Origin of the sequence: Micromonospora sp. NPDC048868 (genome assembly GCF_043198195.1) — a bacterium.
In the GTDB taxonomy this organism is placed as follows: domain Bacteria; phylum Actinomycetota; class Actinomycetes; order Mycobacteriales; family Micromonosporaceae; genus Micromonospora; species Micromonospora reichwaldensis.
The window spans coordinates 378,098-403,809 of the sequence record NZ_JBICUN010000006.1; the positions used below are offsets into that span (position 1 = coordinate 378,098).

The 25,712-nt window shown below is 73.1% G+C and carries 25 protein-coding genes and 2 tRNA genes; 16 read left to right on the top strand and 11 right to left on the bottom strand.

The features are described from left to right. Positions 1 to 11: 11 nt before the first annotated feature. Together ACGFNF_RS13005 and ACGFNF_RS13010 are read right to left on the bottom strand one after the other, a co-directional pair. A complete protein-coding gene (locus tag ACGFNF_RS13005) occupies positions 12 to 1,307 on the bottom strand; it encodes a sugar transferase (RefSeq protein WP_393167810.1) in 1,296 nt (431 codons plus the stop codon). Between the two features lie 353 nt (positions 1,308 to 1,660). Beyond that, a complete protein-coding gene (locus ACGFNF_RS13010) occupies positions 1,661 to 2,710 on the bottom strand; it encodes an LCP family protein (protein ID WP_393167753.1) in 1,050 nt (349 codons plus the stop codon). Positions 2,711 to 2,891: 181 nt separating this feature from the next. On the opposite strand from ACGFNF_RS13010, the gene ACGFNF_RS13015 reads away from it, so the two are divergent. The 5 genes from ACGFNF_RS13015 to ACGFNF_RS13035 all read left to right on the top strand — a co-directional run bounded on the left by ACGFNF_RS13015 (position 2,892) and on the right by ACGFNF_RS13035 (position 9,658). Further along, the gene (locus tag ACGFNF_RS13015; protein WP_393167755.1) at positions 2,892 to 3,725 is read left to right on the top strand and encodes a class I SAM-dependent methyltransferase; all 834 of its coding nucleotides are present in this window, start codon (positions 2,892 to 2,894) and stop codon (positions 3,723 to 3,725) included. A gap of 111 nt (positions 3,726 to 3,836) precedes the next feature. After that, positions 3,837 to 4,733 (top strand): MOSC domain-containing protein, encoded by an 897-nt coding sequence (locus ACGFNF_RS13020; RefSeq protein WP_393167757.1) that lies wholly within the window; start codon positions 3,837 to 3,839, stop codon positions 4,731 to 4,733. A 151-nt stretch (positions 4,734 to 4,884) separates the two neighbouring features. Then, positions 4,885 to 5,379, top strand: coding sequence for a hypothetical protein (locus ACGFNF_RS13025; protein ID WP_393167759.1), 495 nt, complete (start codon positions 4,885 to 4,887; stop codon positions 5,377 to 5,379). Between the two features lie 444 nt (positions 5,380 to 5,823). Continuing rightward, complete coding sequence (locus tag ACGFNF_RS13030) at positions 5,824 to 9,294, top strand: hypothetical protein (protein WP_393167761.1); 3,471 nt, start codon at positions 5,824 to 5,826, stop codon at positions 9,292 to 9,294. Positions 9,295 to 9,337: 43 nt separating this feature from the next. Further along, positions 9,338 to 9,658: a hypothetical protein gene (locus tag ACGFNF_RS13035; protein WP_393167763.1), complete on the top strand. Its 321-nt coding sequence runs from the start codon at positions 9,338 to 9,340 to the stop codon at positions 9,656 to 9,658. Positions 9,659 to 9,872: 214 nt separating this feature from the next. On the opposite strand, the gene ACGFNF_RS13040 is transcribed toward ACGFNF_RS13035, so the two are convergent. From ACGFNF_RS13040 to bcp, 3 genes are all read right to left on the bottom strand, one after another. Beyond that, positions 9,873 to 10,412: a GNAT family N-acetyltransferase gene (locus ACGFNF_RS13040; protein ID WP_393167765.1), complete on the bottom strand. Its 540-nt coding sequence runs from the start codon at positions 10,410 to 10,412 to the stop codon at positions 9,873 to 9,875. 67 nt (positions 10,413 to 10,479) lie between these two features. Continuing rightward, positions 10,480 to 10,562: transfer RNA gene (locus ACGFNF_RS13045), tRNA-Leu, on the bottom strand. Between the two features lie 67 nt (positions 10,563 to 10,629). Next, on the bottom strand, positions 10,630 to 11,106 hold the full coding sequence (gene bcp / locus ACGFNF_RS13050) for a thioredoxin-dependent thiol peroxidase (RefSeq protein WP_151456739.1): 477 nt from the start codon (positions 11,104 to 11,106) through the stop codon (positions 10,630 to 10,632). A 243-nt stretch (positions 11,107 to 11,349) separates the two neighbouring features. On the opposite strand from bcp, the gene ACGFNF_RS13055 reads away from it, so the two are divergent. From ACGFNF_RS13055 to ACGFNF_RS13070, 4 genes are read left to right on the top strand one after another with little or no spacing between them, the layout of a single operon-like run. Next, positions 11,350 to 12,066 (top strand): energy-coupling factor ABC transporter permease, encoded by a 717-nt coding sequence (locus ACGFNF_RS13055; protein ID WP_393167768.1) that lies wholly within the window; start codon positions 11,350 to 11,352, stop codon positions 12,064 to 12,066. Further along, positions 12,063 to 12,455, top strand: a complete 393-nt coding sequence (locus ACGFNF_RS13060; protein WP_357578254.1) for a PDGLE domain-containing protein — start codon at positions 12,063 to 12,065, stop codon at positions 12,453 to 12,455. Before ACGFNF_RS13055 ends, ACGFNF_RS13060 begins: the two co-directional genes overlap by 4 nt. A gap of 7 nt (positions 12,456 to 12,462) precedes the next feature. Then, positions 12,463 to 13,233 (top strand): cobalt ECF transporter T component CbiQ, encoded by a 771-nt coding sequence (gene cbiQ / locus ACGFNF_RS13065; RefSeq protein WP_393167770.1) that lies wholly within the window; start codon positions 12,463 to 12,465, stop codon positions 13,231 to 13,233. Continuing rightward, positions 13,230 to 13,991: an energy-coupling factor ABC transporter ATP-binding protein gene (locus ACGFNF_RS13070; protein WP_393167772.1), complete on the top strand. Its 762-nt coding sequence runs from the start codon at positions 13,230 to 13,232 to the stop codon at positions 13,989 to 13,991. The genes cbiQ and ACGFNF_RS13070 overlap by 4 nt, the downstream gene beginning before the upstream one ends. 37 nt (positions 13,992 to 14,028) lie before the next feature. On the opposite strand, the gene ACGFNF_RS13075 is transcribed toward ACGFNF_RS13070, so the two are convergent. Genes ACGFNF_RS13075 through ACGFNF_RS13090 form a run of 4 tightly spaced genes read right to left on the bottom strand, consistent with a single transcriptional unit; the run spans position 14,029 to position 17,056 of the window. Beyond that, positions 14,029 to 15,204, bottom strand: a complete 1,176-nt coding sequence (locus ACGFNF_RS13075; protein WP_393167774.1) for a hypothetical protein — start codon at positions 15,202 to 15,204, stop codon at positions 14,029 to 14,031. Next, on the bottom strand, positions 15,201 to 15,917 hold the full coding sequence (locus tag ACGFNF_RS13080; RefSeq protein ID WP_393167776.1) for a DsbA family protein: 717 nt from the start codon (positions 15,915 to 15,917) through the stop codon (positions 15,201 to 15,203). The genes ACGFNF_RS13075 and ACGFNF_RS13080 overlap by 4 nt, the downstream gene beginning before the upstream one ends. Next, positions 15,910 to 16,434 carry a MauE/DoxX family redox-associated membrane protein gene (locus ACGFNF_RS13085; RefSeq protein WP_393167778.1) on the bottom strand — a complete coding sequence of 175 codons (525 nt, stop codon included), beginning with the start codon at positions 16,432 to 16,434 and terminating at the stop codon, positions 15,910 to 15,912. The genes ACGFNF_RS13080 and ACGFNF_RS13085 overlap by 8 nt, the downstream gene beginning before the upstream one ends. A gap of 31 nt (positions 16,435 to 16,465) precedes the next feature. After that, positions 16,466 to 17,056, bottom strand: coding sequence for a sigma-70 family RNA polymerase sigma factor (locus ACGFNF_RS13090; RefSeq protein WP_357578258.1), 591 nt, complete (start codon positions 17,054 to 17,056; stop codon positions 16,466 to 16,468). A 107-nt stretch (positions 17,057 to 17,163) separates the two neighbouring features. On the opposite strand from ACGFNF_RS13090, the gene ACGFNF_RS13095 reads away from it, so the two are divergent. The 4 genes from ACGFNF_RS13095 (at position 17,164) to ACGFNF_RS13110 (ending at position 21,713) form a co-directional block, all read left to right on the top strand. Then, complete coding sequence (locus ACGFNF_RS13095; protein ID WP_393167781.1) at positions 17,164 to 17,808, top strand: zf-HC2 domain-containing protein; 645 nt, start codon at positions 17,164 to 17,166, stop codon at positions 17,806 to 17,808. A gap of 129 nt (positions 17,809 to 17,937) precedes the next feature. After that, on the top strand, positions 17,938 to 19,602 hold the full coding sequence (locus ACGFNF_RS13100) for a copper resistance CopC/CopD family protein (RefSeq protein WP_393167812.1): 1,665 nt from the start codon (positions 17,938 to 17,940) through the stop codon (positions 19,600 to 19,602). A 16-nt stretch (positions 19,603 to 19,618) separates the two neighbouring features. After that, positions 19,619 to 20,356: a YcnI family protein gene (locus tag ACGFNF_RS13105; RefSeq protein WP_393167783.1), complete on the top strand. Its 738-nt coding sequence runs from the start codon at positions 19,619 to 19,621 to the stop codon at positions 20,354 to 20,356. Between the two features lie 142 nt (positions 20,357 to 20,498). Then, positions 20,499 to 21,713 carry a hypothetical protein gene (locus tag ACGFNF_RS13110; RefSeq protein ID WP_393167785.1) on the top strand — a complete coding sequence of 405 codons (1,215 nt, stop codon included), beginning with the start codon at positions 20,499 to 20,501 and terminating at the stop codon, positions 21,711 to 21,713. Between the two features lie 155 nt (positions 21,714 to 21,868). Here ACGFNF_RS13110 and ACGFNF_RS13115 read toward each other — a convergent pair whose 3' ends face one another. Next, positions 21,869 to 23,137: a glycosyltransferase family 87 protein gene (locus ACGFNF_RS13115; RefSeq protein WP_393167787.1), complete on the bottom strand. Its 1,269-nt coding sequence runs from the start codon at positions 23,135 to 23,137 to the stop codon at positions 21,869 to 21,871. Between the two features lie 76 nt (positions 23,138 to 23,213). Here ACGFNF_RS13115 and orn point away from each other — a divergent pair, with 76 nt between their 5' ends. Next, positions 23,214 to 23,804: an oligoribonuclease gene (gene orn / locus ACGFNF_RS13120; protein WP_357578262.1), complete on the top strand. Its 591-nt coding sequence runs from the start codon at positions 23,214 to 23,216 to the stop codon at positions 23,802 to 23,804. 112 nt (positions 23,805 to 23,916) lie between these two features. Then, positions 23,917 to 23,989, top strand: a tRNA-His gene (locus ACGFNF_RS13125). A gap of 50 nt (positions 23,990 to 24,039) precedes the next feature. Here ACGFNF_RS13125 and ACGFNF_RS13130 read toward each other — a convergent pair. Beyond that, a complete protein-coding gene (locus ACGFNF_RS13130) occupies positions 24,040 to 25,338 on the bottom strand; it encodes an Ig-like domain-containing protein (RefSeq protein WP_393167789.1) in 1,299 nt (432 codons plus the stop codon). A gap of 129 nt (positions 25,339 to 25,467) precedes the next feature. Between ACGFNF_RS13130 and ACGFNF_RS13135 the strand changes: the two genes are divergently transcribed. Next, positions 25,468 to 25,712 (top strand): hypothetical protein (locus tag ACGFNF_RS13135; RefSeq protein WP_393167791.1); only part of this gene is annotated, 245 nt, incomplete at its 3' end.

Here is a 25,712-nt window from a genome sequence, read left to right on the forward strand (position 1 = left end):
CGCTCAACGCCTCAGCGACCACCGCCGCGGAAGACTTCGGACACTGTCCGGATCAGCACCTTGGCGTCGAGCCACAGCGACCAGTTCTCGATGTAGTAGTTGTCGAACCGTGCCCGGTCGGAGATCGGGGTGTCGCCGCGCAGACCACTGACCTGCGCCAGCCCGGTGAGCCCCACCGCGACCCGGTGACGCATGGCGTAGTTGGGGTACTCGGCCGAGAACTTCTCGACGAAGAACGGCCGCTCGGGCCGGGGCCCGACGACGCTCATGTCGCCCCGCAGGATGTTCCAGAGCTGCGGCAGCTCGTCCAGCGACGTGCGGCGCATGAAACGGCCGATCGGTCCGACGCGCTGGTCGTGCGCGATCGACCAGTTCGTCTGTGACTCGTGCTCGTCGACGGGACGCATCGAGCGGAACTTGATGATGTGGAACGGCTTGCCGTGGCGACCGATCCGTTCCTGGTAGAAGAAGATGCCGGGACCGCCGTCGAGGAGCGTCGCGATCGCGCAGAGCAGCAGCACGGGGCTCAGCAGGAGCAACGCGGTGGCGGCGAAGGCGATGTCCGAGGCGCGCTTGAGCGCCCAGCGGGGTCCGGACAGCGTGATGTCGCCGACCTTGACGATCGGGATCGCACCGATGTGGTCGCCGTGCGAACGGGAGCCCCAGAGCCGCGGCACGGCCCACAGGTCGCAGCTCGCGCTGCGGGGCTGGCGGAGGACCTCCATCAGGGTCAGCTCCGGGCAGATCGGGTCGGCGATGATGAGCACGTCGCACTCGACCATCCGCACGAGCGGTTCCAGCTGGTCCAGGGTGCCGATCAGTGGGAGCGCCGCCGGCGTCTGCGGGGGCGTGGAGTCGACGCAGCCGACGAAGCGCAGCCCGTACTGGGGGTAGCGGCGCAACAGCCGGGCGAGTTCCACGGCGATCGGGCCGCTGCCGATGATGATGGCGTTGTGCTCCACCCACCGACGCTTGCGCGCGATGGTGGCGAACTCCCGCGAGAAGGCACGACCGACGAGGACCAGCCCGGCCGCGATGATCACCCCGCGCGCGAACCCGCCCACGTAGTCGGCGGAGTCGTGACGCAGCGCCGCGACGATGGTGACCACGGCCGCGGACGCGAGCAACCGTCCGCAGAGGCTCGGGAGTTCGTCGAGGATGCTCACGTGGCGACGGGCCCGGTAGAGCCCGCCCGCCGCGAAGATGGCCACCGTCAGGCCGGCCATGCCCAGCGTCCCGCGCCAGTACTGGTGGCTGAACAGCAGGGGCGCCAGCAGGGCGGCCACGTCGACGGGGGCCGTCATCATCCAGGCCCGCAGGCCCCGGGTGCGCGTGGACGCGCGGGAACTGGCGTACGGCAGCACCGCCGTCACGTCGAGGCCGGGCCGGGGCGCTCCGCTCGCCTGACCGCCTGCCGGTGGCGCGGAGGCGGGCAGCGAACCGGTGGAGTCCGCCTCGTCGCTCACCCCCACTGCCATGCCTCGTGCCGCCACCTCATCGCCCTGCGGTGTCGTGGCGTGGTGGCCCATCGCCTGTTGCCTGGACATGGTTGGTCCTTCCCCGTTGACTGCCCCGGGGCGGCACACGGCGGCTTCGAGGCGAACGAAGGATACGACCAGGGCGGGCGACCCACCAGAGCCGCATCGGGCAGTCCGGCCTCCTACTTTCCGGCGTTGAGGATGTCTGCTACGGCGTCACGCCGGACCGCGTCGTAGAAGGACTTGGCCTTGTCGGTGTTCGCGAACACGACGCTCTCACTACCCACCCGACCGGTGCCCTTCGTCGGGCTGGTGATGAAGCGCAGGTTGTTGCCGCGCAGGCCGCGCAGGTCGGTCGCCATGCTCAGCAGCGACATGTTCTCGTCCACCGACACGGCATTGGAGGTGGCCTTGACGAAGGAGTTCAGCTTTCCCGGGTTCGTGACGATGCCCCCGGACACGGCCCGGTCAAGGATGGCCTTGATGACCTGCTGCTGGTGTCGGATGCGGGCGAAGTCCCCGTCGGGGAACTGCTTGCGCTGGCGCGAGTAGTCGAGTGCCGTCTCGCCGTCCATCCGCTGCATCCCCTGCCGGAAGGTACGGAACGGGGGGTGGATCGAGGTGAAGTTCTTCTCCGCGTTGATGTCGATGCCGCCCAGGGCGTCGATGATCTCCTTGAAACCCGCGAAGTCGACCATCATGACGTGGTCGATCCGCACGCTCGTGAACTTCTCGACGGTCTGCACCATCAACGGCACGCCACCCCACGCGTACGCTGCGTTGATCTTCGCGTCCCGGCCGCCCTGGTTGCCCTCCTTGGACCGGGGCACGGCGACCCAGGTGTCCCGGGGGATCGAGATGAGCTGGGCGCTCGACCGGTCCTTCGGCAGGTGGGCCAGGATGATCGTGTCGGTGCGCGACCCCGACGTGCTCTCCGGGTCGCGGGTGTCGCTGCCCAGGATCAGGATGTTCATCGCGCCCTTGGCCACCGCCTGCGGGCGCCCCGCCTCGGGCACGTCCGCGAATGCGTCGACGCGCTCGATGTCCGAATCCACCGAACGCAGGTAGAGCCCACCGGCGATCATGCCACCGCCGCCGAGCAGCGCCACCACCAGCAGGCTGATGAGGGCGACGCGTCGCCACCGGCGACGAGGCTTCGCGTGCTTGCCCGGCTGGCGTTCGGTCTGGTCGGCGACCGCCTCCGGCTCGACGGACTGTTGTGGAACTGGCATGGCGGCGATGCTACTTATCCGCGAGGACGTGCGCGTACCCTCATCCGGCTGATGGCCGCCCCCGTCCGTGCAGACCCGTCCGCCTTGTCATGCGACATCAGGGCCCGGACCTGCCAACCAACTTGTGCGCGGGGTGTGCTCTGCACTACACCTGACCGCCTGTGGCTGGTAGAACCCTTGCGTGGACGCAACGAAGCTCCGACGGGCCATCGCCCGCACCCGCCTTGCCCCCGTCGCGGCCTTCCCCAAGCGCCTGGCCCGCGTCGTCCGCCACGACGCCAAGGTGCTGCGCACCTCGGCCCGCTGGCTGGTCACCTCGCGGGAGCACCACAACTACACGTACGAGCTGACCAAGCTGAGCCGGCACCACCTCGCCTGGTTCGTCAGCGTGGTCTGCGACGTGCCCGTCAAGCAGGTCCGCGCGTACTTCGCCGAGATCGAGTCGGACGACGTGCTGCGCCGGCACATCGAGTCCGCCACCGCCGGCGCCGCCCGCCGGGGCCTGGCCGACCGGCAGGTCCGCTACGCCCGCCGCATCGGCTGGTACGCCATCGTGCGCGCCACGAAGCCGGCGCACGTGGTCGAGACCGGTGTCGACAAGGGGCTCGGCAGTTGCGTGCTCGCCGCCGCGCTGCTGCGCAACGCCGCCGACGGGCAGCCCGGCCGGGTCACCTCGCTGGACATCAACCCGGAGGCTGGCTACCTCGCCCGCACCGCGCCCTGGTCCGAGGTCGTCGACCTGGTCATCGGCGACTCGATCGCCTCGATCGCCGCGCTGGACCGGCCGGTCGATCTCTTCCTGCACGACAGCGACCACAGCCGGGCCCACGAGAAGCGCGAGTTCGAGGCGGTCGAGGGCAGGCTGGCCCCGGGCGCGATCCTGCTCACCGACAACGTCACCGCCACCAACGTCCTCGCCGAGCACGCCGAGCGCACCGGACGGCGCTTCCTCGCCTACCGGGAGACCCCCGCCAACCACTGGTACCCGGGAGACGGCATCGGCGTGGCCTGGTGAGGCCGCCCGCAAGCTCCGCCCGGGTGCCCAGGTGAGGTAGCCGGCAGTCTGGTGAGGTAGCCGGCAGTCTCCGGGGCATCGATCGGCTGCCGATCGTGGCAGGGTGACCGCATGCGGTTGAGCGCCATCCACACGTACCCCGTCAAGGGTTGTCACCGGCTCGACCACGACGCCGCGCGCGTCGAACCGTGGGGCCTGGCCGGGGACCGGCGCTGGATGATCGTCGACGCGGACGGCGTCGGCGTCACCCAGCGGGAGACCACCCGACTGGTCGCCCTGCACGCGACGCCTCATGACGGCGGCCTGCTGCTGCGCGCCGAGGGTCACGACGCCCTGGACGTGCCCGAGCCGACCGGCGGCGAGCCCGTGGCGGTGCGGACCTTCCGCAGCCGCAAGCTGCCGGTGCCCGCGCTCTCCGCCGGGCCAACGGCCGACGCCTGGATCAGCGCGTTCCTGGGCCGGGTCGTCCGGCTGGTCTGGCTCGCCCGACCGACCCGGCACATCCCGACTGGGGACCGGGAGCACGACACCGGCGACCAGGTCAGCTTCGCCGACGCCTACCCGCTGCTGCTGGCCACCGCCGCCTCGCTCGACGCGCTCAACGGCTGGCTCGCCGAGGCCGGCGAGGAGCCCGTGCCGATGGCGCGGTTCCGCCCCAACCTGGTGGTCGAGGGCACGCCGGCCTGGGCCGAGGACGGCTGGGCCGGGCACCCGTTGCGCATCGGCGGCGTCCGCTTCCGCGCCGCCGGGCCGTGCGACCGCTGCGTGGTCACCACCACCGACCAGGAGACGGGCGTACGCGGGAAGGAACCGCTGCGCACCCTCGCCCGCCACCGCAACGTCAGCCGCAAGCTCCTCTTCGGACTGCATCTGGTGCCCGAGGAAACGGGACGCATCACGGTGGGCGACCAGCTCGTGTCCGGGCGCCCTCGTGGCGAGGGTGAGGAGGGCCCCACTGCGGTCCGTTCACCTTGGACGGGGCAGCGGGCATCGATGGATCTGGTCTAGGGTCAGGCTGCTGCGGGCTGCGCAGACCACTCCATCGGTTCATGGGGGACCTTGGTGGTTCGTCAGTGTCTGGATTCAGGGTCATGGCTGGGTCAGCCTGGACCCGGGTCGCTCGACGACTGACGCCGAACAGAGGATCGGGGTAACTAGAGTGCGTAGGAAGACGAAGGTTGTGTCCACGGGCGCGGTGTTGGCGCTCGCGGCTGGCGTCGTCGGTGGGGCCCTGCTGGGGCACCAGGGTCTGGCGGCGGCCAACGACGTGCCGCCGTCCATCGAGGAGGATTTCTCCTACCCGAATGCCGCGGCCATCAAGGCGGATCGTGGCATCACCCTCCTCAGGGGCGACGGCAACATCACGTTGGTGGATTGTGGCGACTACAGCGGCAAGGTCCGCGTCAGGTCCAACAACCTCGACCTGCCCAGCGGTGAGTTCTGCTTCCAGGTGCGCGGCGAGCAGGGATGGCTGACCCTCGAGCTGAGGGACGCCTACCAGGTGCGCGGCGACGGCGAGAGCAACATCGACGCCAAGGTCACCGTCAACGACGTCGAGCAGTCGGTCGACGTGCCCCTCGACGCCTGGGCCAACTTCGGCGTCGCTTCGGGGCAGGACCCGGCCGTGCTGGTGGAACTCCGGGCCACTCCCTGATTCCAGCCCGGCCCATTGGTCGCGTGCCCGATCCGTCGCCTGGTCGGTCTGCTCGCTTGATCCGGCGATGATCCGGTAGCGCTGATTCACGCCTCGCGACATCCGCCGATCGCGAATGTCGCGCTCGTCTGCTCGCCGTCGCGGGTCTGCTCGCCGTCACGGGCGCAGCCTCGCCTGGCGGATGGTGCTGTCCGCATCGGGGTCGACGTGTGAAGTCGCGCGCTGTCTTTTCCACGCGCGGCTGCCTTGCCATGCCTTCCTGTCCGAACGGGGTGTGACTTGAAAGATCGATTGCGAATGCCGGGGCCTCGGCCGAGGTCTCGCCGGCCCAGATGGATCCACTCGGCACTGACGGTGACGCTCGCCGCGTCGCTGCTGCCAATGGTGCAGAGCCGCCCGGCGAGCGCGGCGGAGCCGGAGCCCACTCAGGGCCGGGCACGCGTCATGGAGCTGTACCTGGCGGGTGGCCCGACCGTGGCCGCCGCGGCGCGCGAGGCCCTGCTGGGCACCGACCAGGATGTTCAGCAATTCCTCACGACCACCGCGCCAGCAGCCCGGGAACACGACGACCGCATCCGGCTCGGCCTGATGATGAACATGGACGGTCCGACCGTCAACGCCGCCGCCCAGGTCGCCCTGGACGGCTCTCCCGCGGATGTCGGCGCCTTCCTCACCGGTGGCTGGCGTGACCCGTGGTCCCACGACGAGCGGATCCGGGTCGGGCGCATCATGACGGCGGGAGGCCCGACGGTCAGGGCCGCCGGCCAGCGTGCGCTCGACGGCGGGCCAGCGGCGATCTCGAAGTTCCTCAGCCGGGATCAGCATGTCAGCCGTGAGCACGACGACCGGATCGAGGTCGGCCGGATCATCTCAGTGGGTGGGCCGGAGGTCGTGCGTGCGGGAAACCTGGCCCTGGACGGCAGCATCCAGGACATCAGGGAGTTCCTGGACAAGGGGCAGTACATCGCCCAGGCGCGCGACGAGGAGATCCTGACCCTCTCCTACCTCGCCACGAGGGCGGAGGAGGCGGCGAGGGCCGCCTCCGAGTCGACCAAGGCGGCCAAGGCCGAGTCGGAGCGTGCGGTCGAGGCGGCCGCACTGGCGAAGCAGGCCGCAGAGAAGGCAGCCGCCGAGACGGCCGCGGCCAAGGACTCGGCGAAGCGGGCCTCGGCGGCGGCGGGCCGCGCGGCCACTGCGGCGCGGCAGGCTGCCGAAGCCGCGAAGGACGCCGTCGGTGCCGCCCGTGCCGCGAACGAAGCCGCCCGGGTGGCGGCCAACGCCGCCGCGCGCGCCTCGACGGCGGCGACCATGGCGGCCGATGCCGCCGGTCGGGCCTACAAGGCGGCAACCGCGGCCGACTCGGATTCTGCGAAGGCGGCCGGCGCTCTCGTCGCCGCCAAGAGCGCCCGGGAGATCGCCGAGGGAGCGCGGAAGGCGGCAACCGCAGCCGAGAACGCGGCAAAGGCCGTCGACGGAGCCATCACGGCCGCACTCGCGGCGTTGAGTTCGGCGGACAACGCGGCCAAGGCGGCGCTCGCCGCCGACGAGGCCGGTGCCCACTCCAATGTCGCGCAGCAGCAGGCCAACGAGGCGAAGGCCGCAGCGGCGAGGGCGCGTCAGTTGGCCGCACAGGCCCGCCGGGCCGCCACGGCGGCAGAGGCGCTGGCCCGTCGCGCCGCGGCCCAGGCACGGATCGCCTGGGACGCCGCGCGCGATGCGGCCACCCATGCGGAGAACGCCGCGAGGGCCGCCGAGGAGTCGGCGGCGCATGCCGGCGAGGCGGCGGATGCGGCGGCCAAGGCCACCGCCCACGCCCGGGCGGCAGAACTGGCCGCCGATGTGGCGACGGCGGCGGCCGGGCAGGCGGCGAACATCGAAGCGGTGGCCCGGGAGACCGAGGCCGAACGACTGCGGATGGACACCGAGGAAGGGCAGCGGCTGGCACAGGAGGCCGCCGCCGTGGAGCGCCAGAAGCCTGCCCCGGTTCCGTGGGACGTTCCCGAGCTCACGCGCGTGGACGCCGAGACGGCTCGGCTCCTTGGCGAGGCGACCGCGCCGGGCGCGCCGGACGACGTGGTGTTGGATCGCGGCAGGCAGGCCGCCCTGCGCCTGCTCGACACGGCGGGCCCGTGGAGCCGCCAGGCGGCGCGGGCCGCCCTCGCCGGGACGGACCAGGACGTTCGGGAATTCGTCACCTCCCGGCGGATGCTCGCCGCTGAGCAGGACGACCGGGCCAGGGTCGGCCACCTCTACGAGACGCGCGCCAAGGTCGCCTTCCGGGAGGCCGCCATGACGGCGCTGGACGGTTCCCACCAGGCGGTTGTGCAGTTCCTGGAGAGCCGCCAGTACACGGGCGAGGACCAGGACAACCTCATCGAGATCGGGCGCCTGATGACCGGCGCTGGTCCCGCCCTGGTCGCCGCCGGCAACGCGGCACTGGACGGGACGCCGGAGGATCGCCGCAAGTTCCTCCGCACGGGCCAGTACGTCGCACGTGAGCACGACGACCAGATCGCCGTCGGGCAACTGGCCACGTCCGGAGGGCCTGAGGTCAAGGCCGGCGCGCAGATAGCCCTGGACGGTCCGCCGTCCTTCCGCCGGGCGTTCCTTGAGGTGGGGCAGTACAAGGCGCGCTTGCGGGATCAGGCCACCGCGATCCACAACGCCACCGCCCGGCGATACGTGTCCGAGACGGAGCGACACGCCGCCGAAGCACGCAAGGACGCGGCTGACGCCGCCTATGCGGCCGCTGTCGCCAACGCGGCGGGGGAGGAGGCGGCGCGGCAGGCCGAGAAGGCTCGGATCAGCGCGGCTGAGGCGGAGGGCTTCAAGAACCAGGCGATGCTCTCCGCCAAGGCGGCGGCCGATTCCGCTGCCCAGGCGGCTGCCTCGGCGAAGCTGGCACGCGACGCGGCCAAGTCCGCGACGAGTGCGGCGGAACGGGCTTCCGACTCGGCGCTGCGCGCCGCGGACGCCGCCTCTCGGGCCAAGCGGTCCGCGGCGTGGGCGCGGGAGTCCGCGGAGGAGGCGCGGCAGGCCGCGCTCGACGCGGGCAAGAGCGCCGCGGAGGCCGCGCAGGCCGCGGAGGGCGCGCTGCGGGCTTGGCTGACGAAGCAGGCCACGGAGGACCGCATCCGGAGGGCCGGTGGAAGCTTCGACAACGACGGCAACTTCCGCCCACCGTGCCTGCCGAGCCTGATCCAGCCGTTCCCGTGCTCGGGCGGCGATCCGCTCATGGACGCGGTCCTGAACGACCGTAACTCCTGCGACTACAATTTCGGCTCCTCCATGGAGGACTTCTGCAATGTGGTGCAGTCGGTCCTCGAGCAGCAGTGGGACGTCGAGAACCAGGAAGGGCTGCTCAAGCTTCAGCTTGTGCTCGCGGCCTGCGGATTCCTCGATCCCATCGGTCCTTTCTGCGACGCCGTGGATGCCCAGGTGTCGTTCGCCGAGGGGGACACCTGGGGCGGCAGCACGAGTGCGGCTTCGGCGATCCCGGTCGCGGGTTCCATCGCCGGCATCAAGCGGCTGCACGACCTGCTCAGGGAACTCGAGCGGGTTCGTACCGCCGTGGACCCGACGCTGTGGAAGAACATCGATCACGTCTCCGAGCGGCTGACGGCCGAGCGCCTTTCGACGGTGTCGCGGTTCAGGGACGCGGTCTTCAAGCCGGCACCGCCCAACGCGAACTACGACTGGACCGACCAGTGGAACCGTACGTACGATGCGCTGGGAGACTCCTCGGGTAAGAACCAGAAACTCGACCAGTTGTTCGCGTCTCTCGACCACCATCTCCTCAAGGGGAACGACTTCACGGTTGTCGACATGACGGGCTATCCGATGGAGTGGCGGATCGCGATGGCGAAGAAGGTCGATGCCTCCGGGCGGAAAGACGTCATCCGTATCGGCTTCTGATGTTCGCAATTCTGTTGATCGGCTTGGGGGCCTGGTGTTGGCGGTGCTGTTCGACGACGACCTGGAGTGGTGGATCCAGGGAAGGGTGCTGTCACACGTCATGAGTCTGGTTCCCGCCGACGTGGCCGCAGCCGACGAGTTCGACGAGTGGCTGAGCCCGGCCAGGGCCGTGGGACTTCTGGACGTCCGGAAGATCGAAGATCCGGAAGCTGCCAAGCGGCTCGTGCGTGCGCTGTCCGTCGGCGCCCACAGGGCCCTGACGGATACGCAGGAGAAGGAGTCGACGAACGAGGCGCTCATGGAGTTCTACCGCGGTCTCTGTCGAACGGCGGACGAGGCGGTTCGGCGTCCTCGTTTCTCCTGACGTGTCTCGTCTCGTCACCTGGTCGGTCGTTGACTGATGCCAGAGCCGGCCGGGCCGCCAGCTCGGCAGGGTGATTCGGGAGGGGCGTTCCGCGAGGGACGCCCCTCCTTCTCGTGCCTGCCGCCTCCGTCTTCCGGCCGCCCCGGTGGGCGCGAGTGCCGCGCCACCCGCTGGAGGAGTCCTCGTCCAAGGCCGGGGAGCCGCGGCGGGCCGCTCAGCGCCCGGGTGCCGGCGGGGCGGTCAGGTCCAGCCACATGAGGATCTCGTCGCGGTCGTCGCCGGGGGCGACCCGCAGCGCCCCGGGCAGCCGCCCGATCTCCCGGTAACCGAGCCCGCGGTAGAACCGGTCGAGCCCCAGCCCGTCCCGGACGGTCACGTGCAGCGCCTCCCAGCCCATCCCGCGGCCGAGGCGCTCGGCCTCGCGCATCAGCGCGGCGCCGTACCCGTTGCCCTGGGTGTCCGGGTGGACCATCACCCGCTTCAGTACGCACCAGTGCGCCTTCAGGTCGAACCGGTTGTCGCAGAAGATCAGCGCGGCGACGGGCCGCTCGCCCGCGTACCCCACGAGGAGGCGGTCCGGGCCTTCGGCGATGCCGGCGAAGGTGGGGTCCGCCGTGTGCCGGACGTCGGCGACGGTGACCGGCGGCACGAAGCCGACCGCCCCGCCGGCGTTGGTGACGTCGACCCAGAGGGCGACGATCCGTTCCCGCAACTCGGGGGTCAGCTCGGGATCGAGGACGAAGCGCAGGCTCACCCGGTAATCCTGACCGCGCGGGCCCCGCGCCGACCCGCGATCGTGACGCGCGCGACAGGACGCTCGGTGCGGGAGGGGGGATTCGAACCCCCACGTCCTTTCGGACAATAGGACCTAAACCTACCGCGGCTGCCGTTACGCCACTCCCGCCGACCCGCTGAGTCTAGAGTGTCGCGCCGAGCCGGTGGTGGGCTCGGTCCCGGCGCGCGCGGCGACCTCAGTCCAGCCCGAGATCCCGGCGCAGCTTGGCGACGTGGCCGGTGGCCTTCACGTTGTAGAGCGCGCGCTCGATCTTGCCGTCCGCGTCGATGACGAAGGTCGAGCGGATCACGCCGGTCACCGTCCTGCCGTACGACTGCTTCTCGCCGTACGCGCCGTAGGCGGTCAGCACGGACCTGTCGGTGTCGGCGACCAGCGGGAAGGTGATGGCGTCGCGCTCGCGGAACTTCGCCAGCTTCTCCGGCTTGTCGGGCGAGATCCCGACGACCTCGTAGCCGGCGGCCTGGAGCGAGGCGAGCGAGTCGCGGAAGTCGCAGGCCTGCTTGGTGCAGCCGGGCGTCATGGCCGCCGGGTAGGCGTAGAGCACGACCTTGCGCCCGCGCAGGTCGGTGAGCGAGAGCGTCTCGCCGGTGTCGGTGGGGAGGCTGAACTCGGGCGCGGGGTCACCGGGGGAGAGGCGGTCGGGCGCGGTCATGGCACGACCCTACCGCCGGCCCGGGCCGTCCCCGGACGGCACGCCGACCCCGACGGGAACGCGTCCCGGCCGCCTCCGGGCGGCGCGCCGGCCCGACCGGAACGCCGACCCGGCCGGCACGTCGGGTCGGCGGCGGACGCACAATCGGGCGTACGCCAGTTGCCAACTCTTGGCAACAGCCAAGCTCTGGAAATAGGCTGACGTCAACGGCCAGGCCTGGCCGGGCGACGCGTGGGAGGCCGCGTGGAGAACCTGGCGATGCACATCTCGAACGGGATCGTCGACGGTCCCGTCGCGGCGGTGTTCGCGGCGGTGGCGCTGCTCGCGATGACGTTCTGCGTCCTGCGCGGCAGGCGTGACCTGGACGACCGGTTGGCCCCGATGGCCGGGCTCGTCGCGGCCTTCATCTTCGCCGTGCAGATGCTCAACTTCCCGATCTTCACCGCGGGCGTCAGCGGTCACCTGCTCGGCGGGGCGCTCGCCGCGATGCTGGTGGGGCCGTGGGTCGGCGCGCTCTGCGTGGCCGTGGTGCTGGTCGTGCAGGCGCTCGTCTTCGGCGACGGCGGCGTGGCCATGCTCGGGCTCAACATCACCAACATGGCCGTGCTCGGCACCGCCGCGGCGTACCTGCTGATCGCGCTGCTGCTCCGGGTGCTGCCGCGCACCCCGGCCGGCCTGGGCGTGACCGCCTTCGTCTCCGCGCTGGTCAGCGTGGTGGTCGCGTCGATGGGCTTCGTGCTCCAGTACCAGCTCGGCGGCACCACCGACCTCGGCGGCAACCTGGGTGGTCTGGCCGGCACGATGGCCGGCGTGCACCTGCTGATCGGCATCGGCGAGGGCCTGATCACCGCGACCACGGTGGTCACCGTCGCGAAGGTCCGGCCCGATCTCGTCTACGCGCTGCGCGGGCTGCGCGCGGCGTCCACGCCCGCCGTCCCGGCCGTCGGAGGTGCCCGGTGAGGAAGCGTTCCTGGGGATTCGTCGTCGGCGGGCTGCTGGTGGCCCTGCTCCTGGCCGGGGTGGTCAGCAACTTCGCCTCGTCCCACCCCGACGGGCTGGACTCGTCGCTGCGCGAGGGCTGCACCTTCGACGCCGACGACAACATCACCGGCGGCAGTTGCCCCGCCCAGCGGGAGCGCGAACACGAGGTCGGCGGGCCGCTGGCCGACTACGGGGTGGCGGGGATCGACAACGAGTTCCTCTCCACCGGCCTGTCCGGCGTCCTCGGCGTGCTGCTCACCTTCGCCGTGGCCGGCGGGGCGTTCTGGCTGGTCCGCCGCCGCGGCCCCCGGGACGGGGACGCGGCCGGGGGCGCCCGTACCCCCGTCGGGGCGTCGGGGCGGGAGTAGCGACCGGATGGGCGCCGGGCACGCGCACGTGCTGTACCGGGACGCCGCGTCACCGGTGCACCGGCTCCCGCCCGAGGTCAAGATCACGGCGATGGTGGCGTTCACCCTCGCCGTGGTCGGCACCCCGCGCGAGGCATTCTGGGCCTTCGGCGCGTACGCCCTGCTGGTCGCGGTGGTGGCGGCGCTGGCCCGGGTCGGGCCCGGCTGGCTGCTGCGCCGGTCGCTGATCGAGCTGCCGTTCGTGCTGTTCGCGGTGGCGCTGCCGTTCCTCGGCGCCGGTGAGCGGGTCGAGGTGCTCGGCCTGAGCCTGTCGGTCGACGGGCTGCTCGGGGCGTGGAACATCGTCGCCAAGGGCACCCTGGGCGTGCTCGCCTCGCTGCTGCTCGCCGCGACGACCACGACCCGGGACCTGATCGTCGGCCTGGACCGGCTGCGCTGCCCGCAGATCCTCACCCAGATCGCCACGTTCATGCTGCGCTACCTGGACGTGCTGGTCGGCGAGGCCCGCCGGATGCGGGTGGCGCGGATGTCCCGGGGCGACGATCCGCGCTTCCTGTGGCAGTTGCGCGGCTTCGCGACCGGCGTCGGCGCGCTCTTCCTGCGCGCGTTCGAACGCGGCGAGCGGGTCTACCTGGCGATGCTGTCGCGCGGCTACACCGGGCGGATGCCGGCGGTGTGGCAGGGCGCGGGCGCGGCGACCGCCGGGCAGTGGCTGGTCGCGGCCACCGTGCCGGTCCTGGCGGCCGGCATCGCCGCCACGGCCGTCGTGCTGACATGATCGGTGCCGTGCAGACCGCCCTCTCCCTGGACGTTAGTGGTGTCCGCTACGCGTACCCGGACGGGCACGTCGCCCTGCACGGGGTGGACCTGACCGTGCCGCGCGGCGACCGGGTGGCGCTGCTCGGGCCCAACGGCGCCGGGAAGACCACGCTGGTGCTGCACCTCAACGGCATCCTCACCCCGGCTGAGGGAAGCGTGAGCGTCGGCGGGCTGACCGTCAGCCAGGACCGGGCCACGCTCGCCGAGGTGCGCCGCCGGGTGGGCATCGTCTTCCAGGACCCGGACGACCAGCTCTTCCTGCCCACGGTCGCCGAGGACGTGGCGTTCGGGCCGGCCAACCTGGGCCTGCGCGGGGCGGAGCTGTCCGCCCGGGTGGACGAGGCCCTCGCCGCGGTCGGGATGGGCGAGCACCGGGACCGCGCGCCGCACCACCTCTCCTTCGGGCAGCGGCGCCGCGTGGCGGTGGCCACCGTGCTCGCCATGCACCCGGAGATCCTCGTCCTGGACGAACCGTCGTCCAACCTCGATCCGGCGGCCCGCCGCGAGCTGGCCGGCATCCTGCGGGCCCTGCCGGTGACGCTGCTGATGGTCACCCACGACCTGCCGTACGCCCTGGAACTCTGCGACCGCTCGGTCATCCTGGACGCCGGTCGCATCGTCGCCGACGCCCCCACGGCCGACCTCCTGGCGGACGCCGACCGCCTCGCCCGCCACCGCCTCGAACTCCCCCGAGGCTTCACCCCCACCCCCCGCTGACACCCCCGCGCCCCACCCCGAGGCGTCGATCATGCACTCATGGCGCCCGATCCGACCTCTTCTGCTCCGGTTCGTCCCCCGCCGCAACTCCATGATCGACGCGCGGGGCGGGGGTGGAGGGCGGGGTGGGGGGAGTGGGCGGGGTGGGGGGAGTGGGGGTGGGGCGGGCGGCGTGGAGGCGGAGGGCGCCGGCCGCCGTGGCGCCGGCGCCGGCGACGAGGATCAGGGCGACCAGGATCCGGGCCGTCGTCGCCGGCCAGGGCACGGGGGCGACGGCGCGGGCGAAGACGGCGGCGTTGGCCACCCCGGCGAAGAGCGCCAGGCAGGCCCCGGCCAGCGCCAGCGCGAAGTCGGCGGCCGGCCGGCGGGCCAGCGCGAAGACGCCCGCGGCGACGGCGCCGAGCCCGGTCAGCAGCGCCCAGACCTGCCCGCCGAGCAGGCCGGTCAGCACCCCGCCCACGCCCCGCGCGCCGGCGTCCACCTCCCGGCCCACGGTGAACACCACCGCGGCCACCCCGCCGACGACAAGCAGCCCGCCGAGCCCGGCCAGCGCCCGCGCGCCCGGCCCGGAGCGGGCCGGCAACAGCCCGAGGGCCCCCACGGCCAGCAGCCCGACCGTGGCGACCACCCACCAGACGTACGCGTCCGGCGGCGGCACCCAGTCGAGGGTGCCGCGGATCTCCCCCGTCCCGGTGTCGGTGCGCAGCGGCACCGCCCAGTCCCGCACCCGGTGCTCCCGGTCCGGGGCGGCGCGCACCTGCGGCGGCGGTGCCGGCTCCCGCCAGAGTGCCCGCTGGTCGTGCCAGCGCGCGGTGGCGGAGTCGTCGACGCGTCGCCAGTCCGGTGCGGCGGCGGGGTTCGCCTCGGCCGGCAGCCGCGTGTCCCCGGCGATGGTCCGGTTCAGGTACGTCGCGGGGGAGCGGACGTTCTCGTACACGCCGTCGGGGCCGATTCGCAGGTAGGGCTCGCCGGAGTAGCCGAGCACCTCGACGGCGCGGTCGCCGGTGTTGGTCAGCTCCAGCCGCGCGCCCGCCTCGATCACCCGTACGCTCAGCCCGGGGCGGGCCGGGGCGACGGCGGTCACCTCGGTGCGGTAGTCGGTGCCGTCGGGCGCGTCCGCGCCGTGCGCGGCGGCCGGGGCGGCGAACGCGACCGTCGCCGTCAGCGTGCCGGCGAGCACCAGGCCGGCGCGGGTCACCAGGTCGCGGATCACCTGCCGGCCGCCTCCACCGCCGACTTGATCCCCTCCGGGCTGCGGTCGGCGATCTCCTCGCCGTCGACCAGGATCGTCGGGGTGCCGGTGATGTTGGCCTTGCTGGCCTCCTGCGTCACGTGCTCGGTCCACGGCTTGAACGTGCCCTCCCGCAGGCAGGAGGCGAAGCCGTCCCGGTCGATGCCGGCGCCCGCCGCGATGTCGGCCAGCTGCCCGTCGCTGAGCCCCGCGCCGCCCTCCGGCGGCTGCCGGTCGAACAGCGCCTTGGCGTACTCCCGGTAGCGGCCGCCCTCCGCCGCGCAGCCGGAGGCGGCCGAGGAGCGGGTCGAGTACTGGGTGCTGGAGAAGCGGTTCAGGTACGCCACCGGGTGGTAGACGACCCGGACCTTGCCCTCGCTGATGAGCTGGTCGATGGTCGGGCCGCTGGCCTGCTCGAACTGCTTGCAGGCCGGGCAGAGGAAGTCTTCGTAGATGTCGATGGTGACCGGGCCGGAGCCGGCGACGACCCCGGTGCCGTCCTCGGTCGAGCCGGTCGGCGCGGTGAAGTCGTCGGAGCGCTGGCTGGAGTAGACGCTCCAGCCGATCAGGCCGGCCACGACCAGGACGGCCACGGCGGCCACGGAGACCCAGAGCGTCCGCTTGCGCCGCCGCTCCCGGGCCAACTGCTCGCGGACCACCCGGGCGGAGCCCTTCTGCCCCTTGCGACTACTCATCCTCGTCCTCCACGGATGCGTCCCCCGCCAGCCAGCCGTCCACCGAGACGGGGGTGCGGGGCCAGATCAGCAGGAACCCGGCCAGCGCCAGGAATCCCAGGTCCCGGAGGATCTCCGGGAGGTAGCTCGGGCTCTGGCCCTCGGCGAGTTCCCCGCCGGCGCCGAAGCAGCCGCAGTCGATGGCGAGGCCCCGGCTCCAGGCCGAGACGATGCCGACGATGAAGACCACCAGCAGCGCCGCGGACACCCCGGCGGAGAGCCGGGTGGCCAGGCCGAGGAGCAGCAGCAGGCCGAGCGCCAGCTCGACGAAGGGCAGCGCCGCGCCGATCACCGTGGCGAGGTCGTACGGCATGACCTGGTAGGCGTTGACGGCGCGGCCGGAGGCGGGCAGGTCACCGACCTTGCTGCCGCCGGCGACGAGCCACACGGCGGCCAGGCCCAGCCGGACGGCGACCCCGATCCAGGGGCGGACGGCGGGCCAGCGGGCGACCCGGGTGTGCGGTGCGGTCACGATCATTGGTCGTCCCGTCCCCGGCGGAAGTTCCCGGTCATCCGGCGAGGGCGTCGCCGACCGCCTCGACGAGGTCGTTGCGGGCCCGGGCCACCCGCGAGCGGATGGTGCCCACGGGCACCCCCTCCACGGCGGCGGCCTCGGCGTACGACAGGCCGAGCAGTTGGGTGAGCACGAACGCCGCGCGGCGCTCGGCGGGCAGCCGGCGGACCAGATCGGCGGCGCCGAGCTGGCCGGCGGGGTCCGGGTGCGGCCGGTCGGTCCAGGCGTCGGCGGCGAGCCGCTCGCCGAGCCGGCGGCGACGCACGACCGTGCGCAGGTGGTCGGCGCAGGCCCGGCGGGCGATGCCCAGCAGCCAGGTGCGCGCGCTGGAGCGGCCCTCGAACGCCGGCAGCGCCCGGAACGCCCGCAGGTAGGTGTCCTGGGTCAGGTCGTCGGCGCTGTCCGGATCGACGAGCGCGGCGGTGAAGCGCCACACCTCGGCCTGGGTCAGCCGGACGAAGGCGGCCTGGGCGACGGGGTCCCCGTCGCGGGCGGCCAGCGCCCACTCGGTCGCCGACTCCCGCGCAGCGACGCCCGCGTCACCGGTCGGACTGGCGGCGGGGGTCTCGCGCGGGGCGGGGATCACGACAGTCCAGGTTACGCGGCGTGGCCGGGCCGGGGAGGGTCCTTCGACCCTTCCATGGCCTGCGCCACCCCGGGAACTAAACCGGTGCGTCGCACGACTATCCCCACATGACATGCGACGACGTACGCGCGGCGCTGTCGGCGCGGCTGGACGGCGAGGACCCGCTGGCGGCGCCGGCGGTGCTGGACGCGCACGCGGAGAGCTGCCCCGGCTGCCGGGCCTGGCTGACCCGCGCCGAGCAGGTCACCCGGCTGGTCCGGGTGCAGTCGGTGGCGGTGCCCGACCTGACCGCGTCGGTGCTGGCGGCGGTCGCCGCCGACTCGCTGGCGGCCGGACGCACCCGGGCGGCGGCCAGGGCGGCCCGCCGTCAGGTGCTGCGGGTGGCGGTCGCGGTGGCCGCGGTCGCACAGTTGGCGATCGCCCTGCCCGTCCTGCTGGCCGGGCTGGGCGTGACAGTCGATCCGCACACGAGCCGCGAGATGGCCTCCTTCGACGTGGCGCTGGCCGTCGGGTTCGCGCTGGCCGCGTGGCGACCCGAGCGGGCCCGGGCGTTCGTGCCGGTGGCGCTGGTGCTGGCGGTCTGCCTGGCCGGCACCAGCGCGGTGGACATCGCCAACTCGACGACCGCGCTGGTGCACGAGGTCGGGCACCTGGCCGCCGTGGTGCAGGCGGGGCTGCTGTGGGCGCTGGGACGGGTCAGCGACGAGCCGGACCGCCGGCCGTCGACCGCACTCCTGGCCCGTCATGGCTGACGTCACCCCGGGCGGGCCGGCCCGCCCGGTCCCGGCGGCGCGGGGCATCCTCGAAGTCGCCCCGGGCGGGCCGGTTCCGGCGGCGCGGGGCATGGTCGGAGTCGCGCCGGACCGGTCGGATTCGAGAGCATTGCCGGCATGAGTGTCGCCATCCGCCGCCCGGTCGCCCGGCTGCTCGCCGTCGCCGGCCTGCTGGTCACCGTCGTCGCCCTGCTGATCGCCCCCGCCGGCCCCGCCAGCGCCCACGCGGTGCTGGTGAGCAGCAGCCCCATCGCCTCGGCCGTGGTGTCGAACGCGCCGGCGGAGGTCGTACTCACGTTCAGCGAGCCCGTGCGCAAGGTGTCCGGCAAGATCCGGGTGATCGCACCGGACGGCTCCCGCGCCGACCGCGGCGAACCGACCTTCGAGGGCACCGTGGTCACCGTGCCGGTCGACCCCGCCGGGGCGCGCGGCACCTACCTGGTCAGCTACCGGGTCATCTCCTCCGACAGCCACCCCGTGTCGGGCGCGTTCACCTACTCCGTCGGCGCGCCCTCGACGCCCCCGGTCGACAGCGGGGACGACAGCCGGGCCGACCCGGTCGTCGGCAACGCGGTCAAGGTCGCCAAGTACGCCGGCTACGCCGGCCTGCTGCTGCTCGTCGGACCGACGCTGGTGCTCGCCGCCCTCTGGCCCCGGCGGCTGCCCCGGCGCGGACCGGCCCGCCTGGCCTGGGCCGGGCTCGGTCTGCTGGCGGTCTCCACGGTGGCGAACCTCCTGCTCCAGGTGCCCTACACCGCCGGCGGCGGCGTGTTCGACGTCACCGGCGAGGGGTTCAGCGACGTGCTGGGCAGTTCCTTCGGCGCCGCGCACCTGGTCCGGCTGGGCCTGTTGGCCGCGGCGGCGTTCCTGCTCCGACCCCTGATGGCGGGGCCGGTCGAGCGGAGCGATCTGGTCATCCTCGGCGTGCTCGGGGCGGCGGCGCTGGTGACCTGGCCGCTGGCCGGGCACCCGGCGGCCTCGCCCGCCCCGGCGGTCTCCGTGGTCGTCGACGCCGTCCACCTGGGCGGCATGGCGGTCTGGATGGGCGGGCTGGTGATGCTCGCCGTCTTCCTGCTGACCCGGGCCGACGAGCGGGAGCTGGGCGCGATCCTGCCGATCTGGTCGCGCTGGGCGGCGCTGGCCGTCTCGGCGCTGCTGCTCGCCGGCACCGTCCAGGCGCTGATCGAGGTGGCCACCCCCCGCGCGCTTGTCGACACCACCTACGGCCGGCTGGTGCTGGGCAAGATCGGGCTCTTCGCGCTGGTGATCGCGGTGGCCGCGTACTCCCGGCAGCTGGTGCGCCGGCGCACCGCGGCCGGCCGGCCGACGTCGATGCGGCGGGCGGTCTGGGCGGAGCTGGCGATCACGGCGGTGGTCCTCGGCCTGTCCGCCGTCCTGGTGCAGACCACCCCGGCCCGCACCGCCGGCGCCGACGTGGCCGGCGCGCCGGGACGCTTCTTCTCCACGACGCTGTCCAGCCCGAACTACGACCTCCAGATCGAGCTGGACCCGGCCGAGCGGGGCAACAACACCGTGCACTTCTACGCGTACACGAAGGACAACCGGCCCCAGCCGGTGGTGGAGTGGCGGGCCACGGTCGCCCTGCCGGCGGCGGGGATCGAAGCGATCCAGGTCCCGCTGCTGCCGCTGACCGACAACCACGCCACCGGCGAGATCAACTTCCCGGCTGCGGGGGAGTGGCAGTTGCGCATCACGGCCCGCACCTCGGACATCGACCAGGCCACGGTGACCACCACCGTGCCGATCAGGTAACAGGAAGGCTCGCACCATGATCCGTCACCGGCGTACCGCAAGCGCCGCCGCCGCCCTGGCGCTCGGCGCCGTCGCCACCGCCGTCCTCGGCTTCGCGGCGCCCGCCTCGGCCCACGTCACGGTCAACCCGCAGGAGGCGACCCAGGGCGGCTACAGCCGGTTCGCCTTCCGGGTGCCGAACGAGAGCGACACGGCCTCCACCACGAAGCTGGAGGTCGTGCTGCCGGAGAACGCGCCCATCGGCTCCGTGTCGACCATGCCGGTGCCCGGCTGGACGGTGGCGGTGGAGAAGCGCAAGGTGGACCCGCCGGTCGAGGTGCACGGCAGCCAGCTCAGCGAGGTCGTCTCCAAGCTCACCTGGACGGCCACCGGGAGCGCGGCGGTCAAGCCCGGCCAGTTCCAGGAGTTCCCGGTGTCGATGGGTCCGCTGCCGCAGGTCGAGACGATGGTCTTCAAGACCTTGCAGACCTACTCCGACGGCAACGTGCAGCGGTGGATCGAGGAGCCGCTCCCCGGCGGCGAGGAACCGGAGAACCCCGCCCCGGTGCTCACCCTCACGGCGGCCGCGCCGTCGACCGCCCCCACCGGCACCGCCGCGCCGCAGGCCGCCGGCGACGACGACGATGACGACGCCGGGAGCGACGACGTGGCCACCGGGCTCGCGGTCGCCGGCCTGGTCGCCGGCGTGGGTGGCCTGCTGCTCGGCGGGCTCGCGTTCTCGCGTACGCGGCGGGCGCCGACGTCGCAGGAGTGACCCGGTCGTACCGCCCGCCGGCCCGTCGGATCATCCGGCGGGCCGGCTGCTTTCCTGGCCCCGTGCCGTGGATATCCGCTGACGGTTCGCCCCACGTCGGTAAGGTCGGCCGGGTATCTGGCTACGGAGGGGGACGAGGCGAATGCGGATCGTGCGGGTGCTCGCCGCCATGCTGCTGCTGACGGTCGGGATCACGGCGCTGCTCGCCGGTGGGGCGCTCGCGCTGCTCGCCCGGCAGGCCGACCCGGGTGGCGCCTTCAGCGCCCGGTTCGAGACCGTGCAGACCCCGGGTCACGCGATGGTCGTCCGGGACGTCGACGAGCTGCTGCGGGCCGAGGCGCCGTTCACCCGCGCCGGGCAGGCCCGGCTCCGGCTGGACGCGCGCACGCCCGACGGCCCGGCCTTCGTCGGGCTGGCACCCGCCGACGAGGTGCGGCGCTGGCTCGAGCCGGTTGCGCATGCCGAGGTGCGCCGGGTGGCGCTGGCCCGGGGGCCGCTGCCGGTCCGGTTGCAGCCCGCCGGCCCCGCGCCGTCCGCCGGTCCCGCGCCGTCGGTCGCGCCGATCAACCAGCCCTTCTGGGTACGCGAGGGGATCGGCGCGCTGGAGTGGACCCCGGCGGAGCTGGCCGGCCGGCGGCTGAGCCTGGTGGTGATGCGTCCCGACGGGCGGGCCGACCTGAGCCTGGAACTGCGCGCGGGGCTGCGCGCCGGCTGGACCGCTCCGACGACCGCCGGGCTGCTGGCCGGCGGGGTGCTGGCGGTGGCGCTGGCCCTGCTCCTGCTGCGCCCGGTGCGGCCCCGCGAGGTGGTCTTCGTGGTCGAGCCGGACCAGGTGCCGGTGCTCGCCGGCCGCCTCGGGGTGACCTCGCTCGCCGGTCTCGGCGCGCAGCCGACCCGGGACAGCGACCGGTCGCGCGTCGCCGGGCGTCAGCTCGCCTCGGTCGGCGCCGCCCCCACGGGGGCCCGGCCGGCGATCGGGCCGGTGCCCGCCCGCCGCCCCGCGACGCTCGCCGACCTCGCCGGAGCCGACCCGGCGCTCCGGCCGCCCGAGGTGAACCTCACCCTGGCCTGGCCGCCCGCCGCCCCCGAGGAGACGGCCGACCCGGTCGCCCCGGCGGACCGCCCCCGCCCCGCCGCTTCCGACGCCGCCGCCTCCGACGCTGGTACTCCTGACGCCGCCGCTGCCGGGGCTGGCACTGCCGACGCCGTTGCTTCCGATGCCGGCACTCGCGGCGCTGGCACTCGCGGCGCTGGCACTCCCGGCGCTGGCACTTCCGGCGCTGGCACTTCCGAGGCGGGCGCTTCCGAAGCCGGCGCTTCCGACACCGGCCGGCGGTCGCCCGGCGATCCGCGCTGACCCGCGTCCGGCCTCTGCCCCGCGCCGGCATCCCGCGCGGGCCCGGACGGCGGGCGGCCCTCCGCGCTGCCGACGCGGAGGGCCGCCCTCACCGGGGGATCGGTGCTACCGAGAGACGTCTGAGGTAGTTGCGACCAGATTAGCGATGAAGAGCGCTAGTTGGGAAGACTGTCTATTTCCCGCGACCTGCGGCTCTCCCGCCGCACCGGCAGGGTCACCAGCAGCAGCAGGCTCAGCAGCACGTACGTGTTGCGCACCAGGAACTCGCCCGGCGAGTCCGTACGCACCGGGGCGATGCCCCAGTCGTGGAAGGTCACCACCCCGTACACGATGAGGGCGGAGGTGCCGACGGCGAGTGCCGCCAGCAGACGTCGCCGACGGGCGCCCTCGCCGGTCGTGGCGTCGGCGCTCAGCGCCGCGTCCGTCAGCACCACCACCGCCGGGATGAACCAGTAGATGTGGTGGGTCCAGGTGATGGGGCTGACCAGCGAGCCGACCAGTCCGGTCAGGGCGAGGCCGGTGAGCGTGTCCCCGGCGCGGGCGGCCCGCGCGGCGCGCCACAGCCCGTACCCGGCGATGGCCGCCACCAGCAGCAGCCAGAGCAGTTGGTGGGGCTTCTCCGGCGCGGTGATGCGGCTGAGCAGGCCGAACAGCGACTGGTTGCCGGTGTAGTCGGTGCGGCCGACCCGGTCGGTCGCCCACAGCTCGTGGGTCCAGAACCGCCACGAGTCGCGCGGCGCGACCGCGGCGGCGAGCAGGGTCGCGGCGGCGGCCGTCGCGCTCGCCACCGCCGCCGCCCGCCACCGGCGGGTGGCCAGCAGGTAGACGATGAAGATGCCCGGGAAGAGCTTGAGCGCCGTCGCCAGCCCGACGCCCACGCCGGCCCACCGGCTCGCCCGGGGTACGGCGAAGAGCAGGTCCGCCAGGATCAGCACGACCAGCAGCATGTTGATCTGACCGAAGGTGATCGTCTCGCGGGTGCTCTCGACGGCCAGCACCAGCAGGACCGCCACGGTGAGGCTGAACACACGGGGCAGACCGTGCCGGGCGATCACCGGCGCGAGCAGCCACCGGGTCGTGACCACCACCGCCAGGCCCGTCAGGACCGTGAAGATCGCCACGGTGGCGCCCAGCGGCAGCAGCGCGAACGGGCGCAGCAGCAGCGCGCTGAACGGCGGGTAGGTGAAGTAGAGCTCGCCCTGTACCCGGTCGGGCTGCACGTAGTCGTAGAGCGGGTTCCCGGCCGCCCACCAGTCCATCGCCCGCATGTAGATCTTCAGGTCGAAGAAGTCGTGCACCGTGCCGGGCAGGTAGAGCGCCGGCAGCACGGCGGCCAGCGCCAGCAGGGTGAGGAGCCGACGGACCGTACGGCCACCGGGATCGTCGTCGGTGACGGCGGGCGGTGCGGCGGGTTCGGCTGGCACGGAGGAAACCCTAGCGGTCACCGCGCGCCCCGGTGCGCGGGCGCGCGGCCGGGTGGGCTGCGCGTAGGCTGTCCCGGTGGCTGATCTTCTCGTCTGGATCGACTGTGAGATGACCGGGTTGGACCTCGGCAGGGACAAGCTGATCGAGGTCGCCGCGCTCGTCACGGATCCCGACCTCAACGTGCTCGGGGACGGCGTCGACGTGGTGATCCACGCCGACGAGGCGGCGCTGGAGGCGATGCCCGAGATCGTAACGACGATGCACGCCAAGTCGGGGCTGACCGAGGAGGTCCGGCGCTCCACGGTGACCCTCGCCGAGGCCGAGGACATGGTCCTGGACTACGTGGCCAGCCACGTGAAGGATCCGCGTACGGCACCGCTGTGCGGCAACTCGATCGCCACCGACCGGGGCTTCATCACCCGGGACATGCCCCGCCTCGACGCCCACCTGCACTACCGGATGATCGACGTGTCGTCGATCAAGGAGCTGTGCCGCCGCTGGTACCCGCGGGTGTACTTCGGCCAGCCCCAGAAGGGGCTCGCGCATCGGGCCCTGGCCGACATCCGGGAGAGCATCCGGGAGCTGGAGTACTACCGGCGGACCCTCTTCGTGCCCCTGCCCGGGCCGGACGTGGAGACCGCCAAGGCAATCGCCGCCGAGCTCTGAGCCGGCCCGGCGGAACCCGCTGGACGCGGCGGGCGGGGGTGGGGCTATTATTGGTCCGCACCCCGCCCGGGGCGATCGACCGGGCGTGGATCCATCGGGTGTGAACGGCATGGTGGCTGTAGCTCAGTTGGCAGAGCACCGGGTTGTGGTCCCGGTTGTCGTGGGTTCAATTCCCATCAGTCACCCGGTGACCGAAGGCCCCCTCCTCGCGGAGGGGGCCTTCGGCGTTTCCGGCTCAGGTGGTCGGGGTGACCGTGGGCTCGCCGCTCTCCTCCGGGGCGGCCTCGGTCGGCGGCTCGTACGGCAGGGCGCTGCCCTTGACGTACTGCTCCCAGCTCATGTTCCAGTCGGTCCAGCCGTTGCCGTTCTGGAGCTTCCGTTCCGTGCCCTTGACGGTGATCGGGTCGCCGACGCGGGTGTTGGCGAACAGCCAGGCGCCGTTGGCCATCGAGACGTTCACGCAGCCGTGCGAGACGTTCACCCGGCCCTGCTGCCCCTCCGACCAGGGCGCCGCGTGGATGAACTCGCCGCCCCAGGTCAGCCGCTGGGCGTAGTCGATCTTGGTGCGGTAGCCCTCCTCGGGGCCCAGCTCCTCGAAGGTGTCGAAGACCGTCTTGCGCAGCTTCTCGATGACCACCATCGTGCCGCTGGAGGACGGGGTGCTCTTCTTGCCGAGGCTGACCGGGATGGTCTTGATCACAGAGCCGTCCTTCGTGACGGTCATCCGCTTGGTCTTGTTGTCCACCGTCATGACCACCGCCGGGCCGACCTTGATGCCGACGCTGAGGTCCGCCCGGCCGTACCAGCCGTCGCCCAGCGGCAGGCCCCCGGCCTGGACCCGGTAGGAGACCGTGCTGTTCGCCTTCCAGAACTCCTTCGGGCGGTAGCGGATCTCGGTCGGGCTGACCCAGTGCCAGATGCCCTCCTGCGCCGGCACGGAGGTGACCGTCATCCGGCTCTGCACGTCGTCGCGGTAGTCCTCCGGGACGGCCCGGCTGAACTTCACGATCAGCGGCATGCCGACGCCGACGACCTGGTCGTCACCCAGGAAGCTGCTGATCCGCACCTGCTTGCCGGGCTTCGCCATGGTGGTGAAGGTGCTGGTCGCCGTGGCCGGTCGGCCGTCGTCGCCGGTCGCGGTCACCGTGGCGGTGTACGTCTCGCCGTACTTCAGCGCGCCGGCGGGCAGCCAACTCTTGCCGTCGGCCGCCAGCTCGCCCTCGACGGCCCCACCGGCGGAGTCCTTCAGCTCGACGCTGGTCTGCTCCGCCTCCGTCGCCGTGAAGGTGATGCCGGTGGACGCGGGCACGTCCTTCGCGTCGGCCTTGGGCTCGACGATGGTGGCCGCCGCCTTCGGCGCGGCGGGCTGGTCGTCGCCGTTCTGCCAGCCGCCCGAGGGCTTGCCCCCGCCGCCGTCGGTGCAGGCGGAGGCCAGCGCGAGCGTCACGGCGAGCACCGCCGCCGCGAACCCACGGCGTCGTCGACCCCGCCGGTCGTCCCCGTGCCGGATCAGCTGGTCCTGGACAGCTCGCATGATTCCCTCACAGTCGTGGTCCCCGGTTGCCCATCGTCCCTCACTGACGCACCGGGGCAGGTACCCGTTCCGCAAGGTGAACCGAAACACGCCGTACGAGATGTCCGGATGTTGATAAGATCCGAGGCTTTGCCGAGGCTCGCTCGCCTCTCCCGACCCGCCGTACGTGCCGGCAGCGCGGGCTCCCGGGTGTCGCCGGCGTCGTGGGCCCGGACGGCTCGCGGCAGGGCCACGAAGACGGCGACCCGCCCCCGGGGGCGGGCCGGGCGCCGGATCGTCGGTGGGTGTGCGCCGCAGAAGGGCGACCCCACGCCCGCCGCCCACACCGGCCCCGCGCTGCCCGTTACGAACAAGGACCACCTCTGGGACCACCC

Bases quoted from the DNA above. Each gene is read 5' to 3' on its own strand.
- ACGFNF_RS13005 (WP_393167810.1), bottom strand. From the start codon at position 1,307: ATGATGACGGCCCCCGTCGACGTGGCCGCCCTGCTGGCGCCCCTGCTG.
- ACGFNF_RS13010 (WP_393167753.1), bottom strand. From the start codon at position 2,710: ATGCCAGTTCCACAACAGTCCGTCGAGCCGGAGGCGGTCGCCGACCAG.
- ACGFNF_RS13020 (WP_393167757.1), top strand. From the start codon at position 3,837: ATGCGGTTGAGCGCCATCCACACGTACCCCGTCAAGGGTTGTCACCGG.
- ACGFNF_RS13030 (WP_393167761.1), top strand. From the start codon at position 5,824: ATGGAGCTGTACCTGGCGGGTGGCCCGACCGTGGCCGCCGCGGCGCGC.
- bcp (WP_151456739.1), bottom strand. From the start codon at position 11,106: ATGACCGCGCCCGACCGCCTCTCCCCCGGTGACCCCGCGCCCGAGTTC.
- cbiQ (WP_393167770.1), top strand. From the start codon at position 12,463: ATGGGCGCCGGGCACGCGCACGTGCTGTACCGGGACGCCGCGTCACCG.
- ACGFNF_RS13070 (WP_393167772.1), top strand. From the start codon at position 13,230: ATGATCGGTGCCGTGCAGACCGCCCTCTCCCTGGACGTTAGTGGTGTC.
- ACGFNF_RS13080 (WP_393167776.1), bottom strand. From the start codon at position 15,917: ATGAGTAGTCGCAAGGGGCAGAAGGGCTCCGCCCGGGTGGTCCGCGAG.
- ACGFNF_RS13085 (WP_393167778.1), bottom strand. From the start codon at position 16,434: ATGATCGTGACCGCACCGCACACCCGGGTCGCCCGCTGGCCCGCCGTC.
- ACGFNF_RS13095 (WP_393167781.1), top strand. From the start codon at position 17,164: ATGACATGCGACGACGTACGCGCGGCGCTGTCGGCGCGGCTGGACGGC.
- ACGFNF_RS13105 (WP_393167783.1), top strand. From the start codon at position 19,619: ATGATCCGTCACCGGCGTACCGCAAGCGCCGCCGCCGCCCTGGCGCTC.
- ACGFNF_RS13110 (WP_393167785.1), top strand. From the start codon at position 20,499: ATGCGGATCGTGCGGGTGCTCGCCGCCATGCTGCTGCTGACGGTCGGG.
- ACGFNF_RS13130 (WP_393167789.1), bottom strand. From the start codon at position 25,338: ATGCGAGCTGTCCAGGACCAGCTGATCCGGCACGGGGACGACCGGCGG.